Annotated in this window: 11 protein-coding genes; 4 read left to right on the top strand and 7 right to left on the bottom strand. The window is 69.3% G+C overall.

Going from position 1 to position 18,053, the window contains the following annotated elements; genetic code table 11:
- Positions 1-8: 8 nt before the first annotated feature.
- Positions 9-2,159, bottom strand: a complete 2,151-nt coding sequence (scpA, locus tag BLS34_RS04680) for a methylmalonyl-CoA mutase (protein ID WP_093148506.1) — start codon at positions 2,157-2,159, stop codon at positions 9-11.
- Positions 2,159-4,147, bottom strand: coding sequence for a methylmalonyl-CoA mutase family protein (locus BLS34_RS04685; RefSeq protein WP_093148508.1), 1,989 nt, complete (start codon positions 4,145-4,147; stop codon positions 2,159-2,161). The genes scpA and BLS34_RS04685 overlap by 1 nt, the downstream gene beginning before the upstream one ends.
- A 137-nt stretch (positions 4,148-4,284) precedes the next feature.
- Here BLS34_RS04685 and BLS34_RS04690 point away from each other — a divergent pair, with 137 nt between their 5' ends.
- Both BLS34_RS04690 and BLS34_RS04695 read left to right on the top strand, forming a co-directional pair.
- Positions 4,285-5,193 (top strand): potassium channel family protein, encoded by a 909-nt coding sequence (locus BLS34_RS04690; protein ID WP_093148511.1) that lies wholly within the window; start codon positions 4,285-4,287, stop codon positions 5,191-5,193.
- A 124-nt stretch (positions 5,194-5,317) separates the two neighbouring features.
- Positions 5,318-6,841 (top strand): ArnT family glycosyltransferase, encoded by a 1,524-nt coding sequence (locus tag BLS34_RS04695; RefSeq protein WP_175474092.1) that lies wholly within the window; start codon positions 5,318-5,320, stop codon positions 6,839-6,841.
- Positions 6,842-7,263: 422 nt separating this feature from the next.
- On the opposite strand, the gene cydC is transcribed toward BLS34_RS04695, so the two are convergent.
- Entirely contained in the window at positions 7,264-8,922 is a 1,659-nt protein-coding gene (gene cydC, locus BLS34_RS04700) for a thiol reductant ABC exporter subunit CydC (RefSeq protein ID WP_093148517.1), read from the bottom strand.
- Entirely contained in the window at positions 8,915-10,678 is a 1,764-nt protein-coding gene (cydD, locus tag BLS34_RS04705; RefSeq protein WP_175474093.1) for a thiol reductant ABC exporter subunit CydD, read from the bottom strand. The genes cydC and cydD overlap by 8 nt, the downstream gene beginning before the upstream one ends.
- A 96-nt stretch (positions 10,679-10,774) precedes the next feature.
- Between cydD and BLS34_RS04710 the strand changes: the two genes are divergently transcribed.
- Together BLS34_RS04710 and BLS34_RS04715 are read left to right on the top strand one after the other, a co-directional pair.
- The gene (locus BLS34_RS04710) at positions 10,775-11,692 is read left to right on the top strand and encodes an amidoligase family protein (protein WP_093148520.1); all 918 of its coding nucleotides are present in this window, start codon (positions 10,775-10,777) and stop codon (positions 11,690-11,692) included.
- Positions 11,692-12,396: a gamma-glutamyl-gamma-aminobutyrate hydrolase family protein gene (locus BLS34_RS04715; RefSeq protein ID WP_038013894.1), complete on the top strand. Its 705-nt coding sequence runs from the start codon at positions 11,692-11,694 to the stop codon at positions 12,394-12,396. The genes BLS34_RS04710 and BLS34_RS04715 overlap by 1 nt, the downstream gene beginning before the upstream one ends.
- Here the strand turns inward: BLS34_RS04715 and BLS34_RS04720 are convergent.
- The 3 genes from BLS34_RS04720 to BLS34_RS26725 all read right to left on the bottom strand — a co-directional run bounded on the left by BLS34_RS04720 (position 12,357) and on the right by BLS34_RS26725 (position 18,048).
- A complete protein-coding gene (locus BLS34_RS04720) occupies positions 12,357-13,919 on the bottom strand; it encodes a glycosyltransferase family protein (RefSeq protein ID WP_093148523.1) in 1,563 nt (520 codons plus the stop codon). The two genes, BLS34_RS04715 and BLS34_RS04720, sit on opposite strands and share 40 nt — an antisense overlap.
- A gap of 407 nt (positions 13,920-14,326) precedes the next feature.
- Positions 14,327-16,990, bottom strand: coding sequence for a methionine synthase (gene metH, locus BLS34_RS04725; protein ID WP_175474094.1), 2,664 nt, complete (start codon positions 16,988-16,990; stop codon positions 14,327-14,329).
- Entirely contained in the window at positions 16,987-18,048 is a 1,062-nt protein-coding gene (locus BLS34_RS26725) for a homocysteine S-methyltransferase family protein (RefSeq protein ID WP_028793766.1), read from the bottom strand. Before BLS34_RS26725 ends, metH begins: the two co-directional genes overlap by 4 nt.
- Between the last annotated feature and the right edge of the window lie 5 nt (positions 18,049-18,053).

Below are 18,053 nucleotides of genomic sequence, written 5' to 3' on the forward strand. Positions count from 1 at the left end.
CGCTTCCCTCAGGCCGCGCGGGTTTCGTCACCGAAGGTGTCGAGCAGCTTCTTCAGCAGGTCGATGGCCGCCTCCGCGATCACCGTGCCCGGCGGGAAGATCGCCGCCGCGCCGGCCTCATAGAGCGCGTCGTAATCCTGCGGCGGCACCACGCCGCCGACAACGACCATGATGTCCTCGCGCCCCAGCTTGGCCAGTTCCTCGCGCAGTTCCGGCACGAGCGTCAGATGCCCCGCCGCCAGCGACGACGCGCCGACCACATGGACATCGTTCTCCACCGCCTGGCGCGCTGCCTCGGCCGGGGTCTGGAACAGCGGGCCGATATCCACGTCGAAGCCCAGATCGGCGAAGGCCGTGGCGATCACCTTCTGGCCGCGGTCGTGGCCGTCCTGGCCCATCTTGGCGATAAGGATGCGGGGCCGGCGGCCCTCCTGCTCCTCGAACTCGGCGACGAGCTGCTTGACCTGGTTCACCACGGCGCTCTCCCCCACTTCCTTGGAATAAACGCCCGAGATCGCCTTCACCTCGGCGACATGACGGCCCCAGACCTTCTCAAGCGCCAAGGAGATCTCGCCGACCGTCGCCCGGGCCCGGGCGGCGTCGACGGCCAGAGCCAGCAGGTTGCCTTCCCCGGTCTCCGCCGACTTGGTCAGCGCGTCGAGGGTGGCGTCGACCTTGGACTGGTCCCGCTCGGCCCGCAGGCGGGCGAGCTGTTCGAGCTGGCCCTTGCGGACCCTGGCGTTGTCGACCTTCAGAATCTCGATGTTCTCGGGATCGTCGGTCCGGTACTTGTTCACGCCGACGATGGTCTGGCGCCGGCTGTCGATGCGCGCCTGGGTGCGGGCGGCCGCCTCCTCGATGCGCATCTTCGGAATGCCGGCCTCGATCGCCTTGGCCATGCCGCCGTAGCTTTCCACTTCCTGGATATGCGCCCAGGCCTTCTCCGCCAGATCGCGGGTCAGTCGCTCCACATAGTAGGAGCCGCCCCACGGGTCGATCACCCGGGTCGTCCCGGTCTCCTGGGCGATGAGAAGCTGGGTGTTGCGGGCAATGCGCGCCGAGAAGTCGGTCGGCAGGGCCAGCGCCTCGTCCAGGGCGTTGGTGTGCAGCGACTGAGTATGCCCATGGGTGGCGGCAAGCGCCTCCACGCAGGTGCGGGTCACGTTGTTGAACACGTCCTGGGCGGTCAGCGACCAGCCGGAGGTCTGGCAATGGGTGCGCAGGGACAGCGACTTGTCCGACTTCGCCCCGAACTCCTTCACAAGCTTGGCCCAGAGCAGGCGCGCGGCCCGCATCTTGGCGACCTCCATGAAGAAGTTCATGCCGATCGCCCAGAAGAACGACAGGCGCGGCGCGAACCGGTCCACGTCCAGCCCGGCATCCATGCCGGCGCGGATGTACTGCACGCCGTCCGCCAGGGTGTAGGCGAGCTCAAGGTCCGCCGTCGCCCCTGCCTCCTGCATGTGATAGCCGGAGATCGAGATCGAGTTGAACTTCGGCATCTTCTCCGAGGTGAAGGCGAAGATGTCGGAGATGATCCGCATGGAGGGGATCGGCGGGTAGATGTAGGTGTTGCGGACCATGAACTCCTTGAGGATGTCGTTCTGGATGGTCCCGCTCAGCTTCTCCGGCGCCACACCCTGTTCCTCGGCGGCGAGGATGTAGAGCGCCATCACCGGCAGCACCGCGCCGTTCATGGTCATCGACACGCTCATCTCGTCCAGCGGGATGCCGCCGAACAGGGTCTGCATGTCCATGATGCTGTCGATCGCCACGCCGGCCATGCCGACATCGCCGGCGACGCGCGGATGGTCGCTGTCGTAGCCGCGGTGGGTGGCGAGGTCGAAGGCGATGGAGAGGCCCTTCTGCCCGGCCGCCAGGTTGCGGCGGTAGAAGGCGTTGCTCTCCTCCGCCGTCGAGAAGCCCGCGTATTGGCGGATCGTCCACGGCTTGGTCACATACATGGTCGGGTACGGGCCGCGCAGGAACGGCGGAATGCCCGGCCAGGTGTTCAGGTGGTCGAGGCCTTCCAGGTCCTCCGCCGTGTAGAACGGCTTCACCGCGATGCCTTCCGGGGTCACCCAGGGCTCGGCGTCGGGGGCAGAAGCGGCGGCGCCGCGGCCCAGGTCGAGGCTGGCGAAATCGGGTATCCGGCTCATCACTGGCCTCCCTCGTTCAGAACGCCGAGACGGCTGAGCACGCCGCGCACCGTGGCGAGCGTGTCGTCGCCGGCAAAGAGGTAGCCGTCGATCCCAGCCTGGGCCCAGGCGGCCTCGTGGTCGCCGGGACGCCCGGCCAGCAGCACCTCGCGGGCGCCGGCGGCCTTCAGGGCTTTGGCGGTCTCCGCCGCACGCTCGGCATAGATGCTATCACTGGAGCAGATCACGGCCAAATCGGTCCCGGCCTTGGCCAGGACCGCTTTCAGGTCGCCCGTGTCGCCGTCCGCATCCACACAGGCGACGCCGCCGGTGCCCAGATGGTTGCGCGTGAAGGTCGCGCGCGCCGTCGACATGGCAGGGCCGCCGAGCAGCACCAGCAGGGCCGTCGGCCGTCTGGCGGCGGCGTCGGCGGCATCGCGCAGGATCTCGAACGCCTCGCCCAGGCGGTGGGCGGTCGGCGCGGTGATCGTTTCGGGCGCACCCTCGGCTCCCAGCAGCCCGTCCAGCGTCTGATCGCCGGCCAGCCCCTGGGCGGCGGCCGCGACCAGCGCCTTACGGTCCACGCTCTCCACATCGACCGGCGTCTCGTCCACCTTCGGGAAGGCGTTGACGCCGGTCAGCTCCTCGCGCCGCCCGGCGATCCGCCGCTCGCGCTCGGCCCAGGCCTCGGCGCAGTCCTTGGCGGCGGCACCGGAGGTCAGGTGCCTGGACATGCCGCCGGCCGCCTCGATCGCGCGGAACCGATCCCAGGCCTTGGCCGCGAGCTGGTCGGTCAGGTTTTCCACGTACCAGCTGCCGCCGGCCGGATCGCCGACCTTCGCCAGATTGCTCTCCTCGGCCAGGATGATCTGGGTGTTGCGGGCGATGCGCCGGGCGAAGCCGTCGGGCAGGCCGCAGGCATGGCTGTAGGGCAGCACGGTGATGCTGTCCGCCCCACCGACCGCGCCGGCGAAGGTCGCGACCGTCGCCCGCAGCATGTTCACCCAGGGATCGCGGCCGGCCCAGGCATTCGGCGCCGTCACGACGTGCAGGCGCATCGTTCGGGCGTCCTGCGCCACGCCGCAGGCGCCGAGGATCTCGGCCCAGAGCCGACGGGCGGCGCGCAGCTTGGCGATGCCGAGGAACACGTCCACACCCACCGGGAGCGAAAACTCGATCTGCCGGGCGGCAACTTCCACCGACAGACCCGCCGCCTCCATCGCCCGCAGATAGGCGACACCGGTGGCCAGGGCGTAGGCCAGATCCATCGCCTCGTTCGCCCCGGCGCCATGATAGGCGGAGGTATCGACGGAGACGGTCGTGACGTTGGGATAGGTCTTCGCCGTGTCGGCGGCCAGCTTGGCCATCCGGTTCAGCGAGGCGTCCAAGGGCTCCGGCAGCATGCCCTCGGCGGCAAGCGCACCCAACGGGTCGGCGCCCAGATGGCCCAGCACCTCCGCCTTGCCGATCCCGCGCCGCTCCCACAGCGCCCGCATCATCGCGGCGGTGGCTCCGAAGGCTCCGCCGGGCTGCAGCGAGACCGTGGCCGCTTCCAGGAACACGCCGTTCAGGGCGGTGTCGAGGGCATCCACGGAGTGCAGAAGGATGCCGTCGACACCGGCATTCTCGGGATCACCCGCCGCCGTGCCGCCGCGCCGGCCGGCCTTGTCCAGGCGCAGGATCACCGAATTGACGCCGCGTTCCAGGTCGGCCAGCGCAGACTTGTTCACCGCCTCGGGGTCCGGATGGGCGTGGAGCTGGCGGATATCCCAGCCCAGGGCCACCCGCTCCAGCGCCCCGGCATTGCGGGTCGCGGCATCGGCCGGCGTCTGACCAGTATCGGCGGCATAGATCGGGTCGGTGACGATGCCCTCGGCCAGGCGCCTTGTCAGCGCCTTGTCGAACGGAGCGCCCTTCAGTGCGGCTTCCGCCAGCTTGCGCCAGGCTTCGCGATCGGCCGCCGGGAAATCGGCAGCGAGCGTCAGCGCTTCGGTATCGGCGTCACTCATGGCAGTCCCCGTGCCCGTCTCTGCATGAACCGTCATTCATCAGATACGACTTGCTCAGCAAAGAGGCAACCGACCGAGCGCATTCCGGAAACGGCAGAACCCGTGACCCGACGCCGCGTTGGTGGCAAAAGAACACCATGAGACCGAGCGACGACCACCGCCCGCACTGGCTGGCCCCCGCCATCGCAACCGTCATCCTGCTCGTCCTGGTGGCGACGTCGGCGGGCGGCGCGAACTGGCAGCTCACGGCCGTCGTGCTTATCACGGTCGCCGTGGTCGTGGCCCTGCTGCACCGCCTGCTGCCCGGCAGCCGGTTCTTCTCGATCACCTTCGCCAACGCGATCAGCGTCTATGCCTGCGTCTACGTCTCCTTTCTGGAGGCGCGGTTCGCGCCGACCAGCCGGCTGATCGAGGTGGTCGCCTTCCTGCTGCCGATCCTGGGCTTCGCGCTGGCGGTCTATCTCCGGCGCCAGGGCATCCGGTCGGTGATCCTGTCCGAACACCCCCGCATCGAAACCCGGTTCGGGCGGGTGTTTCTGTGGCTGCTGCCGGTGACGGCGATCGGGGTGCTGAACTTCCTGGTCCCGCTGGAGAACTGGGATGTGCTGCAGCGGGGGGCGTGGCTGCTGGGGGCGATGTCGGTGATCGCCATGGTGATTTTCTTCGCCGGGCACAGCGTGGCTGTGTTCCTGGTCGATACCGGCCTGCTGTTCGAGGATTTCTACGAGACCGCGGCCCGGCTGATCAAACCGGCCTTCGCCTTCCTGACCTTCTATTCGCTGATCACCGTGGTCTTCGCCGCCCTGTACCGGCTGATCGACCGGCTGGACGGCGTCGACACCTTCAGCTTCTCCGGCTTGGCCCGCGACATCGGCTTCGCCGAAAGCCTCTACTTCTCCATCGTCACGCTCTCCACGGTGGGGTATGGAGACATCGTTCCGCTGACCTATGCGGTACGGGCCGTGGTGGCGGTGCAGATCGTGCTGGGCATCATCCTGCTGCTGTTCGGCTTCCAGGCGGTGTTGCGCGCCACGCGGGACACATAGAGCAGATCGCGATCAGATGGAATCATCTGCTCGCGTGAGTCTGCTCTATCTTCAATAGATGGCGAGCCTTTCCCGCTCACGGGTGATCGGGAAAGGCTCTAGACGCGACCGACCCCGAGGCTGCATGACCTCCCCTGCGACGCCGACCCAGCCCTCCCCGCCCCTGCCGGAGACCACCCATCTGCGCATCGCGCTGGCCTGGGTGATCGGCCTTACGACGCTGAGGCTCTTCGCCAACGCGCTGACCGGGCTGGAGCTCTACGGCGACGAGGCGCAGTACTGGACCTGGGCCCAGACCCTCGACCTCGGCTATTTCACCAAGCCGCCGCTGATCGCCTGGATCATCGCCGCCACCACCTCGGTCTGCGGCGACGCCGAGGCCTGCGTGCGCGCCTCCTCGCCGCTGCTGCATGCCGGCACCGCCCTGGCGCTGTACGGGCTCGGCCGGTCGGTCGCCGACAGCCGGGTCGCCATGTGGTCGGCGCTGATCTGGATCACCCTGCCCTCGATCGCCTTCTCCAGCCTGATCGTCTCCACCGACGTGCCGCTGCTGTTCTGCTGGGCGCTGGCCGCCACAGGCTACCGCCGGCTGCTGGACACGCGCGCCTGGCGCTGGGCCGTGGTGGCCGGCCTCGCCATCGGCGTCGGCATGCTGGCGAAATACGCCATGGCCTATGCCTTTCTCGGCATCGCGCTGCATCTGGTGGTCAGCCCGCGCGACCGCTGGATCCTGCGCGACCTGCGGGGCCTGCTGGTCCTGGCGCTGGCGCTGCTGATCCTGTCGCCGAACCTGTACTGGAACGCCGCCAACCACTTCGCCACGGTCGCCCATCTCGGCGACAACACCAACCTGGGCGCCGACCCGTCGCAGAAGTTCCGGATCTCCAAGGCGCTGCAGTTCCTCGGCGAGCAGGCCGGCGTGTTCGGACCAATCCCGTTCGCCATCCTCGCCTGGCGCCTGATCGCCTGGATCCGCGGTCGGGCGAGCGACACCGAGAAGTTCCTGCTGGCCATCGCCCTGCCGCCGCTGGCGGTCATCACCTTCCAGGCCTTCCTGTCGCGGGCCAACGCCAACTGGGCGGCCACCGCCTACCCCACGGCGACGGTGCTGGTGGCGCTATGGCTGGTGGGACAGGCGCCGCGCTGGATGCGCTACGCCACGCTGGTGCCGCATGTGGTCGCCTGCCTCGCCTTCGCGGTGGTCGTCGCGGTCTGGCCGACCCTGCGGATCCCGCTGACCGACCGCGGCTTCTCGCGGATGGCCGGCTGGGAAAAAGTGGCCGAGGCCGCCCGGCCCGACATCCTCACCAATCCGGACCTGCCGGTCCTGATGACCGACCGCATCGCCATGGCCTCGCTGCTGTACTACATGCGCGATCAGCTCGGCGTCGGCGATCTGCAGCCGGGCAAGCGGCCGGTCTATGTCTGGGACTGGAACCGCCAGCCGGAACATCACTACGAGCTTGCCGTCCCCTACGACCCGGAAAAGACCGACCGGGCGCTGATGATCACCGAATGGGAGACGCCGGCGGCGATCCTCGACCATTTCGAGGCCACCGAGCAGGTCCGGGTGATCTCCATCACCAGCTACGGGCGCACCAGGCGCCTGGAGGTCTGGCTGGTCAGCGGCTTCAAGGGCTGGGAATAGGGCGGCGACGCCCCCCTTCACCGCAACCTAGAGCAGATCGTGCGGTGACGGGATCACTTCGTGATCGCGTCAGCGTGCGTGAATCTGCTCTATCTCATTGTTTTAGAGACAAATTCACCGACCATATCGAATCATGAAATGAATCAATATGGTCGGATTTGGCTCTAGCTTCCCGGAGTTGGGGCGCAGGACAACCGGAACACCCCCGCGTCACTGTCGACGCTCCAACGGATCGCAACCCTTGACCCCGGGGAGACGGGGGGGGGGGTTGACGGTAGCAACCTCCTTCGTCTTCCCGGCCTTGCGCCGGGACCTAGAGGGGAGACCGCTGGAACCCCGCCGATATCGTCTCGGCGGATGGCCCCCAAATCCCCGCACACGGCAAATCACCGCGCACGGCCGGAACGCCGCAGACCCTCGACCTACGGAACCAGCCGCCCGTCCTCGATGCGCACGATCCGGTCCATCGCCGCGGTCACCGCCGGGCGGTGGGTGATCATCACCACGGTCCGCCCCGCCATCACCTCGTCCAGGGCGGCCAGCACCGCCCGCTCGGCTTCCGCGTCCAGGCCCTCGGTCGGCTCGTCCAGCAGCAGGATCGGGGCGTCGCGCAGGATCACCCGGGCGAGCGCCACCCGCCGGGCCTCGCCGCCGGACAGCGCCACCCCCGCCTCGCCGAGCCAGGTGTCGAGCCCGTCCGGCAGATCGGCGACCATCCGGTCCAGCCCGGCGATGCGCAGGGCGCGGGCCACGGACGCCTCGCCCGCCTCGGGGGAGCCCAGAAGCAGGTTGTCGCGCAGGGTGCCGGCCAGGATGGGCGTGCCCTGGGACAGCACGCCCAGGCGGGCGTGATGATCCGCCTGGGTCAGCGCGCGCAGGTCCGCGCCACCGACCCGCACCGTACCCGAGTCGGGATCGTGGAACCGCATCAGTAGCGCGAACAGGGTCGACTTGCCGGAACCGGACGGCCCGACGATCGCCACCCGCTCGCCCGCCTCGATCTCCAGATCGACCGCGTCCAGTGCCGGCCGGACGGCGCCCGGATAGGCGAAGCGCACACCCTCCAGCCGAATATCGCTGCCCTCCGAGAGGGGCTTGGGTGGGGACAGGGGCTGGGACGGATCGGTGACCGTCGGCGCCATCTCCGCCACCTCGCGCAGGCGCCGGGTCGCCGCCCGCGTGCGGCCGAGCATCTGATAGGCCAGCGGCAGGGGGGCGACCGCCTCGAACGCCGCCAGGGTCACGAACGCGCCGATGGCCAGCATCGGCCCGACGCCCTCTCCGGCCCCGCCGGCGACCGCCACGCCGACCAGCAGCACGGCGACCAGCGCCGCCTGGGTGAGCATCTGCGTCGCCGCGGCGCCGACGGCGGCGATCACCGCCTGGCGGCGCACCGCCGCGCCATGGCGCTCGGACACCCGATCGATCTCGGCCAGCGCCCGACCGACCGCGCCATGGGCGATCAGGTCGGTGAGACCCTGGGTCAGGTCGATCACCTGCTGGCGCAGCTCGGCCGCCCGCCGCACCTGCTCGAGCCCCGCGGACCGGCCCGCCCGCTCCGTCAGCGCCGGCACGCCGAGCCCGGCCAGCGCCAGGATCAGCAGCACGGCGACGGCGACCGGCGGGGCCACCGCCGACAGGATCGCCGCCAGGGCCAGCGCCGCCAGCAGCGCCACCACGCTGGGCGTCACGAGCTGGATGTAGAGCCCGTCCAGCGCGTCCACGTCGCCCACCAGCCGGGACAGCAGATCGCCGGCACGCAATCCCCCCGTCGCCTGTCCGCCGATCCGCCCCGGTACCAGCGGCACCAGACGGTCGAAGAACCACAGCCGGATATCGGCGAGGATGCGGAAGGTCGCCTCGTGGGTGGTCAGCTTCTCCAGATAGCGCGCCGCCGACCGGCCCAGCGCCACCGGCCGCAGCAGCCATGCCCCGCCCGCCAACGCGCCGACCGCGACCGCCCCGGCGAGCCCGAGCAGGGCCAGCCCGAGCCCGACCACCAGCACCGCAAGCACGGTGCCGAGCAGCATCCATCCCGCCCGACCTTTCGTCAGACCCAGGAAATACAGGAGGTCAGCCATTCGGCGCCCCCTCGGTATGCCCGGCCGCGCGGGTTTCGACCACGCGGCCCCGTTCCAGCCGCACCACCCGGTCCGCCAGGGCGATCACCGCGGGGGAATGGGTGGCGACGAGCACCGTGCGGCCCCGGGTCAGGCGGCGCAGCGCCGACAGCACCGCCGCCTCGCTGTCCCGGTCGAGATTGGCCGTCGGCTCGTCCAGCAACACCAGCGGGGCGTCGCGGACCAGGGCCCGGGCCAGCGCCACCCGCCGCGCCTCGCCGCCGGACAGCGCCCGCCCGCCCTCGCCGACCACGGTGTCGAGCCCATCCGGCAACCGGTCGACCACCGGACCGAGGGAGGCGGCGTCGAGCGCCTCGGTCAGCACGGCATCAGCCGCGCCCGGCCGGCCGAGGGTCAGATTGTCGCGCAGGCTGGCCGACAGGATGCGCACCCGCTGCCCCGCCCAGGCGAGCGACGGCACCAGCGCCCTGCCGTCCAGCGGCACGCCGTCGACCAGCACCCGACCGGCGGTCGGCCGGCGCAGACCGAGCAGGACGGACAGCAGGGTCGACTTGCCCGACCCGCTCTCTCCGACCAGAGCCACCACCTCGCCGGGCGCCACCTGGAAGCTCACGCCGTCCAGCGCCGTCCGCCGCCCGCCGGGATAGGCCAGCGACAGACCCTCGAACGCGAGACCCGGCGCCCCGGTGCGCGACACGGGGACGGCGCGTGCCGGCAGGTCGGCAGCGGCGTCGAGGATCTCCAGGAGCGCCTCGGCCGCGCCCACGGCGGCGGCCTTGTCGTGATAGTGGGTGCCGAGGCGGCGCAGCGGCTGGAAGATCTCCGGCACCAGGATCAGCAGGAACAGCCCCTCGGCCAGCGCCATGCCGTCGCCCTGGAGCAGGCCGCCGGCAAGATGCACCGCCACCAGCGCGAGGGCCAGGGACGACAGCAGCTCCAGCGCCGTGGAGGACAGGAAGGCCAGCCGCAGCACGCCCATGGTCCGGCGGCGCAGATCATCGGAGACGGCGCGCATGCGGCCGCGCTCGCGGTCGATCTCGCCGAACAGCTTGAGGGTGGCCAGCCCCTGCAGCCGGTCGAGGAAGTAGCCGTTGGCGCGCTTCATCGCGGTCACCTGGGAGCGCGCGTGCACGCCGGTGCGCCAGCCGACCAGCCCCATGATCACCGGGGTCAGCGCCCCCGCCGCCAACAGCATCCAGCCCGAGGGCGGGTCGACCAGGAACACCGGCACCAGCAGGGCGACCGGCACCGCGCCGGCGAGGATCTGGGCCGGATAGAAGCGGGCGATAAATCCGTCCAGGGCCTCGACCTGATCGACGGCCGTCGTCGCCACGGCGCCGCTGGCGCGCTGGTCGAACCAGGCGGGACCGAGATCGGACAGGGCGGCGAGAACCTGCCCGCGCACCGCCTGCTTGATCCGATGGGACGCGGCGGCACCGACGACCTCCGAGGCGACAGCGAGCGCACCGCGCAGGACGATCAGGACAAGAGCCAACAATGCCGGCGGCCACAGGGCGGAGAGACCGGCGCCGTCTATGGCATCGGCGATCAGACCGGCGATCACCCACGCCTGGACGACCGCGACGCCAGCGGCCAGCAGACCGGCGCCCACCATCGCCGCGAGCGCCGCTCCCTGACCGGTGGCAAGCCGCTTCAACCAGGCCGTGCGCCGACGCTCCGCCGGTCGATCGCCGGCGGCGGCGGTGGAAGGCGATGCGGCGGCGGGTGCCGGGGCGGAAGCGGAGATCTCGACCATCGGCGTTGCGGTAGCGCGGGGGCGGGGGAGTGTCAAACCCGCCCGTATTCCGGGGGGCTGGTTGATAAGGCTAAAGAAGTTCATATTTCCCAGACTATGGCTGTCCCCCCTCCCTCGGCCTTGGGCCGGAGCGTCGACCGAAAGGTTGGCGTCGAGATCGAATTCGGCGGTGTCGGAACCCTGGAAACCGCCTGGATCGTGGCCGACCGGCTGGGCGGCACCGTCGAGCACTCCAGCCCGTATGCCGCCGTGATCCGCGACACCTCCATCGGCGACGTGTCCGTCGAGCTCGACTGGTCGTGGATCCAGAAGGCCGGCGACGACGGCGGCATCCTCGATCAGACCAAGGAACTGCTGGCCGATCTCGGCCGCGACGTGGTCCCGACCGAGATCGTGGCTCCACCGTTGGAGGGCGACAGGATCGGGGAGCTGGACCAGTTGGTGCGCGCGCTGGCCGAAAACGGTGCCAAGGGAACCCGCGCCGGGCTGCTGAACGGCTTCGGCATGCATCTCAACCCGGAACTCTGGGAAACCGACCTCAACGCCACGGCGCTCCGCAAAGTGCTGCAGGCCTATCTGCTGATGTCGGCCGGCCTGCGCGAGGCGATACAGGTCGATTTCACCCGGTCGCTTCTGCCCTTCGTCGCCACGTTCGGCGACGATTACATGCGTCATATGCTCCGCAACGACTATGCTCCGGACATGGATACCCTGATTGACGACTACATCTCGTTCAATCCGACGCGCAATCGCGAGCTGGATATGCTGCCGGTCTTCGCGCATATCGACGGCCGGCGCGTGCGTGCGCGGCTGCACGACCAGAAGATCTCCAGCCGTCCGACCTTCCACTGGCGCCTGCCGAACGCCGATCTCGAGAGCCCGTTCTGGTCGATCACCCGCGAGTGGGAACGCTGGCTGACCGTGGAGGCGCTGGCGCTCGACGACCGGGCGCTGTCGGATCGGATCGACACCTGGGCCCGGGAGCGGGCCCGACCGTGGTTGGAACGCATCTGATGCGCCCGCGTATCGGCATCACCACCGGCAAGCGCAAGGGCCGGGCGATGCGTCTGGCCAACGCGTTCAACGTGCTGCTGGCCGGGGGCTGGCCCGTGACCATCGGTCCTGGCATCCGCGAGAGCTTCGACGATCTGGACGGGCTCATCATCGGCGGCGGCGTCGATATCGAGGCGCGGCTCTACGGCGTCGACACCAGCGACGAATGGCCCTACGACCCGGACCGCGATGCGCTGGAACTGGCCGGAATCGCCTGGGCCGATGCGGTCGGCGCGCCGATCCTGGGGATTTGCCGCGGAATGCAGCTTCTGAATGTCCATCGCGGCGGCACCCTGCTGCGCGATATCGTGACCGCCAAGCCGGGCTATCGGAACAAGCGATCGCTGTTCCCCTGCAAGACGGTGGAGATCAAGGAACAGACCCTGCTGTCGCGGATCACCGGAACCAAGCCGCTGACCATCAACGCCCTGCACCATCAGGCGGTCGACGTGGTCGGTAACGGGCTGGTCGTCGCCGCGCGGGAGACCGCCGGGTTCATCCAGTCGGTGGAGACGACGGACGGGCCGATGCGGCTGGGCGTCCAGTGGCATCCGGAGCTCATGCCCTGGAGCAGCCGCCATCGGGCGGTCTTCTCGACCCTGATCGGTGCCGCGCGCCGGCGCGACTACCGGCAGCCGCCGATCCCCTCGGCGATCAGCGCGTAGCCGAGCACGGGGGCGGGTCGGCCGGTCAGCGGCAGGTCCGCGGTCAATGTGCCCACCACCGCATGCGCCGGCAGGGGCTCTCCGATCTGACTGACCGGCGCCGCGCGCAGCGAGGCGAGTGTGGCGGGATAGCGCGTCTCGTTCCACACGACGACGCAGCCGCCGGGCTCCGCCAGAGGCGGTGGCGAATAGAACGGGCGCTTGTTGGTCCACACGCGGACGGTCTCGAGATGGCGCCGCAGATTCGGTCCCGCATCCGTCGACGGCGAGTCGAAGCTGACAATGGTACCGCGCTCGAAACCGGCGGCGCGCAGCTGCCCTGCATAGTCCGACCACGGCATCACCAGGCGGCATTTGCTGCAGTCGAACGGCGCGACCATTGCCTGGGCCGCCAGACCGCCCAGCGCGGCGACCGCCAGGAGGCAGAGCGCGGCGGTATACCCGCCGACCACCCGGCCCCCGACCCCGCCCGGCGGCACCAGCGCGAACAGCAGGATCGGCAGCGGGATCAGCACGAACAGGTAGTGTTCCCGCAGCTTGTCGACGCCGGCGACCGCCATGGCCAGGCCCAGGGAGAACAGCACCAGGACCACCCACAGGCCGAGCCACAGGACAATCGGGCGCTGGGTGTCGGGCAGCGCCTGCGTGCGCAGCGTCCACAGCGCCCGGCCGAAGAACAGAACGAACAGCGGCAGCAGCGGCAGGGAGAAGTCAAAGGCCGCCTTCAGCGCCAGCAGCCCGCGCTCCAGCGGCCCCTCCGGCGGATGCTCGGCGATCGCACCGTCGAGGATGCGGGCCTCGGCCACCGCCAGCCAGGTCTCCATCTGCGCGAGGACGTAGCCATGGGCCGGTGCGGCCAGGATCACGCCGCCGGCGACCGCGATCCAGAACCGGCGGTCGGCCACCACCGCCCGCATCCGGGGCACCGCCAGGGCCGAGAGGATCAGCAGGACCAGGACCGGCCCATAGCTGAACTTGCTGAGCAGCCCCAAGCCGATCACCGGCAGAAGGCAGAGGAAGCCCGCCGTCGTGGGCAGACGCGACAGCCTGAGCATCAGCCAGACGGTCGTGGCCAGGGCGACGATCAGGGCGAGGCTGTCCATGTAGACGGTCAGCGAGGCCCAGCCGAGAAACCAGAACGCCACCGGCGACAGGGCGGCGGCGACGGCCAGCCGGCGGTCGGCGATCGCCTCGCGCGCGGCGCCCAGCATGGCGGCGAAGAACAGGGCCAGCAGGCCGTAGCGGATCGCCACTGTCGCCCCCAGGGTCGGCCCGACCGCCCACTCCGCCACCGCCGCCAGCCACCCGGCGACCGGCGGATTCCCGAAATCGTAGCCGAGCGCGAAGCTCTGGCCGTACAGCATAAGCTGGGCCTCGTCCCCCGACGATCCCGACAGCAGCACCATCCGGATCAGCCAGCCGGCGCCGTAGTACAGCGCGACCGCGGCGAGGAACACCCGCACACGGCTCAGCGCGAGCGCCGCGGCGATGGGACGGTCGAGGAAGCTGAGCAGACGGGACATGGGCCACGGGACGGCGATCGAAGACCCAAGGCTTCAACCACGGGACGCCAAAGGCTGCAAGCGGGATGGCAGGCGGGGGTGGGGTAACCGCAGCGGCGAGTTGCTGCCGTACCCCCTACCCGCACTCCCCGGTCCTGTGCCGGGGCCACGCCTCACCCGGCACCGGCGGTCGGGATCGGAAGTCCAGCCGATCCGCGTTTGACGGGTCGACCCCGGCACAAGGCCGGGGAGTGATCCGAGAGCAACGGGGTGGGTTTGTAACCGGATAGGTCAAACCATCCAAAATGGGCACCAGGTCCCGGACGACGCTGTCGCGTCTCCGATCGAGGGAGAGGTGAGGCCATTCCCTCGTCCGACCGGAGTCCCCACAAAGGGGCGTCCGGGACCCAGATCTCTCGCGCGACGCCTCAGGCGGCTTCGCGCTTGTTGCGTTCCTCGTCCGGATCGTAGGCAAGCGACGGCGCCATCCAGCGCTCGACCTCCTCGACGGACATGCCCTTGCGGCGCGCATAGTCCTCGACCTGGTCGCGCTCGATCCGACCGAGTCCGAAATAGCGGGCGTCGGGATGGGAGAAGTACCAGCCGGAGACCGACGACGCCGGCCACATGGCGAACGACTCGGTCAGCTCGACCCCGGTCTGCTTCTCCGCGTCCAGCAGCTCGAACAGCGTGCCCTTCTCGGTGTGGTCCGGGCAGGCCGGATAGCCGGGCGCCGGACGGATGCCCTGGTAATCCTCGGCGATGAGCTGCTCATTGGTGAGCGTCTCGTCGGCGGCATAGCCCCAGAACTCGCGGCGCACCCGCTCGTGCATGTGCTCGGCGAAGGCCTCCGCCAGACGGTCGGCCAGGGCCTTCACGAGGATCGAGTTGTACATGTCCCCGTCGTCCTCGAACTCCTTGGCCTTGCGCTCGATCTCGAGGCCGGTGGTCACCGTGAAGCCGCCGAGCCAGTCGCCGCCCTCGGGCGAGATATAATCGGACAGGGCCAGGTTCGGCTTACGGTTCTCGGACTCCGCGCCGCGCGGCATCTGCTGGCGCAGGGTGTGCACCACCGTCTCGCCCGCCTCGGTCTTCAGGCGGATGTCGTCGCCCTCGGCCTTGGCCGGCCAGAAGCCGATCACGGCCCGCGGCTTGGCCCAGCCGCCTTCGACGATCTGCTTCAGCATCTCCTGGGCGTCGTTCCACAGCGGCCGTGCGGCCTCGCCGACCTTCGGGTCGTCGAGGATGTCCGGGAACCGACCGCGCAGCTCCCAGGTGGCGAAGAACGGCTGCCAGTCGATCCGGTCGACCAGGTCCTGCAGCGGATAATCCTCGAAGGTCTTGATGCCTTCGAAGGCCGGCTTCGGCGGCTGGTAGCCGCTCCAGTCGATCTTCGCCTTGTTGGCCCGCGCATCGGCGATGCTGATGCGGTCGCGATCGACGCGGCCGGTGCGCCGCTTCTCGGCCATCTTCTGGTAGTCGGCCCGGATGCCCTCCGCGTAGGCCGCCTTGCGGTCGCGCGACAGCAGCTCCTGCACCACGCCGACGGCGCGGCTGGCGTCGATCACATGCACCACCGGACCCTTGGCATATGCCGGGTCGATCTTGACCGCGGTGTGCATCTTCGAGGTCGTCGCCCCACCGATCAGCAGCGGCAGGTCGAGCCCTTCGCGCTGCATCTCGGAGGCGACATAGACCATCTCATCCAGGCTGGGCGTGATCAGGCCGGACAGGCCGATGGCGTCCACCTTCTCCTCGGCGGCGACCTCCAGGATCTTCGCGCAGGGCACCATCACGCCGAGGTCGATGACCTCGTAGTTGTTACACTGCAGCACCACGCCGACGATGTTCTTGCCGATGTCGTGGACATCGCCCTTCACGGTCGCCATCAGGATCTTGCCCTTGGCGCTCTGATGTTCGTCCTTCTCCGCCTCGATATGCGGCAGCAGGACGGCGACCGCCTTCTTCATCACGCGGGCCGACTTCACCACCTGGGGCAGGAACATCTTGCCGGCGCCGAACAGGTCGCCGACGACGTTCATGCCGTCCATCAGCGGGCCCTCGATCACGTGGATCGGCCGGTCCGCCTTCAGGCGCGCCTCCTCCACGTCGGCCTCGACGAAATCGCCGATGCCGTGGACCAGGGCATGCTCCAGACGCTTTTCGACCGGCTCCTCGCGCCACTTGTCGTCGATCACCTTGGCGGCACCGCCGGCGCCGCGATACTGCTCGGCGATCTCCAGCATCCGGTCGGTCGCGTCCTCGCGCCGGTTCAGCAGCACATCCTCGATCCGCTCGCGCAGATCCTCGGGGATGTCCTGATAGACCGGCAGGGCGCCCGCGTTGACGATGCCCATGTCCATGCCATTGTTGATGGCGTGGTACAGGAAGCAGGCGTGCATCGCCTCGCGCACCGCGTTGTTGCCGCGGAACGAGAAGGACACGTTCGACACGCCGCCGGAAACCAGGGCGTGCGGCAGGTTCTCCTTGATCATCCGGGTGCCCTCGAAGAAATCGACGGCGTAGTTGTTGTGCTCCTCGATGCCCGTGGCGACGGCAAAGATGTTCGGGTCGAAGATGATGTCCTCAGGCGGGAAATCGACCTTCTCCAGCAGCAGGTCGTAGGCCCGCTTGCAGATCTCGAACTTGCGCGCAGCCGTATCGGCCTGGCCCTGCTCGTCGAAGGCCATGACCACCACGGCGGCGCCGTAGTGGCGGACCAGACGCGCCTGCTGCAGGAACTGTTCCTCGCCCTCCTTCAGGCTGATCGAGTTCACGATGCCTTTGCCCTGCAGGCATTTCAGCCCGGCCTCGATCACACTCCACTTGGAGCTGTCGACCATGATCGGCACGCGGCTGATATCCGGCTCGCTGGCGATCAGGTTGAGGTAGGTGGTCATCGCCGCTTCGCTGTCGAGCAGGCCCTCGTCCATGTTCACGTCGAGGATCTGGGCGCCGTTCTCGACCTGCTGCCGGGCGACCTCCAGCGCGGTCTCGTACTCGCTCTCGGCGATCAGCTTGCGGAAGCGAGCGGAGCCGGTGACGTTGGTCCGTTCGCCAATATTGACAAAAGTTCCCTGGCGCTCGGTCAAAATGCACTCCTCAGATCGAAAGGTTCTAGGCCGGACAGACGCATGCGGATTGAGAGCTGGGGCACCACCCGCGGTGCGGCCGCCTTGACCTGCCGGGCGATGGCGGCGATGTGCGCGGGCGTTGTGCCGCAGCACCCGCCGACGACGTTCACCAAGCCGTCCTCCGCCCAGCCGCCGAGATGGGCGGCGGTCTGTTCCGGCTTCTCGTCATAGCCGCCGAATTCGTTCGGCAGACCGGCATTGGGGTAGGCGGAGACCCGGACGTCGGCCACCCGCGACAGCTCGGCCACGTGCGGGCGCAGGTCCTTGGCGCCCAGCGCGCAGTTGAAGCCGACGCTGAACGGGTTGGCGTGACGCACCGAGTTCCAGAACGCCTCGGGCGTCTGGCCGGACAGGGTGCGGCCGGACCGGTCGGTGATCGTGCCGCTGATCATGATCGGCAGCCTGGTGCCGCTCTCGTCGAACGCCTGCTCCACGGCGAACAGGGCCGCCTTGGCGTTCAGCGTGTCGAAGATGGTCTCCACCAGGATGATGTCGGCGCCGCCCTCGATCAGGCCGAGGGTGGCCTCCAGATAGGCCTCGCGCAGCTCGTCGAAGTTGGTGTTGCGCGCGCCCGGATCGGAGACGTCCGGCGAAATCGAGGCGGTGCGGTTGGTCGGGCCGAGGGCGCCGGCGACGAAGGTCGGGCGCCCCTCCTCCTCGCGCACCTTGTCGGCGGCGCGCCGGGCGATCCGCGCACCCTCGACGTTGATCTCCTTGGCCAGGTGCGACAGGCCGTAATCCGCCTGGCTGATCGAGGTCGCGTTGAACGTGTTGGTCTGCGCGATATCGGCGCCGGCCTCGAAATACTGGCGGTGGATATCCTCGATCATCTCCGGCTGGGAGAGGTTGAGGATGTCGTTGTCGCCCTTCAGGTCGTGGTTCGCGTCGGTGAAGCGATCCCCGCGGAAGTGCTCCTCGGTCAGGCTGAGCCCCTGGATCATGGTGCCCATGGCACCGTCCAGGATCACAACCCTCTGCTCCGCGAGGCGCGAGAGTTCTCGTGCCGCTTCAGTCATTCGGA

The sequence above is a fragment of the Thalassobaculum litoreum DSM 18839 genome (assembly GCF_900102465.1).
In the GTDB taxonomy this organism is placed as follows: domain Bacteria; phylum Pseudomonadota; class Alphaproteobacteria; order Thalassobaculales; family Thalassobaculaceae; genus Thalassobaculum; species Thalassobaculum litoreum.

Coding starts and splice junctions, on each gene's coding strand:
- BLS34_RS04715 (WP_038013894.1), top strand. CDS start 11,692: ATGCGCCCGCGTATCGGCATCACCACCGGCAAGCGCAAGGGCCGGGCG.
- BLS34_RS04710 (WP_093148520.1), top strand. CDS start 10,775: ATGGCTGTCCCCCCTCCCTCGGCCTTGGGCCGGAGCGTCGACCGAAAG.
- cydD (WP_175474093.1), bottom strand. CDS start 10,678: ATGGTCGAGATCTCCGCTTCCGCCCCGGCACCCGCCGCCGCATCGCCT.
- BLS34_RS04690 (WP_093148511.1), top strand. CDS start 4,285: ATGAGACCGAGCGACGACCACCGCCCGCACTGGCTGGCCCCCGCCATC.
- scpA (WP_093148506.1), bottom strand. CDS start 2,159: ATGAGCCGGATACCCGATTTCGCCAGCCTCGACCTGGGCCGCGGCGCC.
- cydC (WP_093148517.1), bottom strand. CDS start 8,922: ATGGCTGACCTCCTGTATTTCCTGGGTCTGACGAAAGGTCGGGCGGGA.
- BLS34_RS04695 (WP_175474092.1), top strand. CDS start 5,318: ATGACCTCCCCTGCGACGCCGACCCAGCCCTCCCCGCCCCTGCCGGAG.
- BLS34_RS26725 (WP_028793766.1), bottom strand. CDS start 18,048: ATGACTGAAGCGGCACGAGAACTCTCGCGCCTCGCGGAGCAGAGGGTT.
- BLS34_RS04720 (WP_093148523.1), bottom strand. CDS start 13,919: ATGTCCCGTCTGCTCAGCTTCCTCGACCGTCCCATCGCCGCGGCGCTC.
- BLS34_RS04685 (WP_093148508.1), bottom strand. CDS start 4,147: ATGAGTGACGCCGATACCGAAGCGCTGACGCTCGCTGCCGATTTCCCG.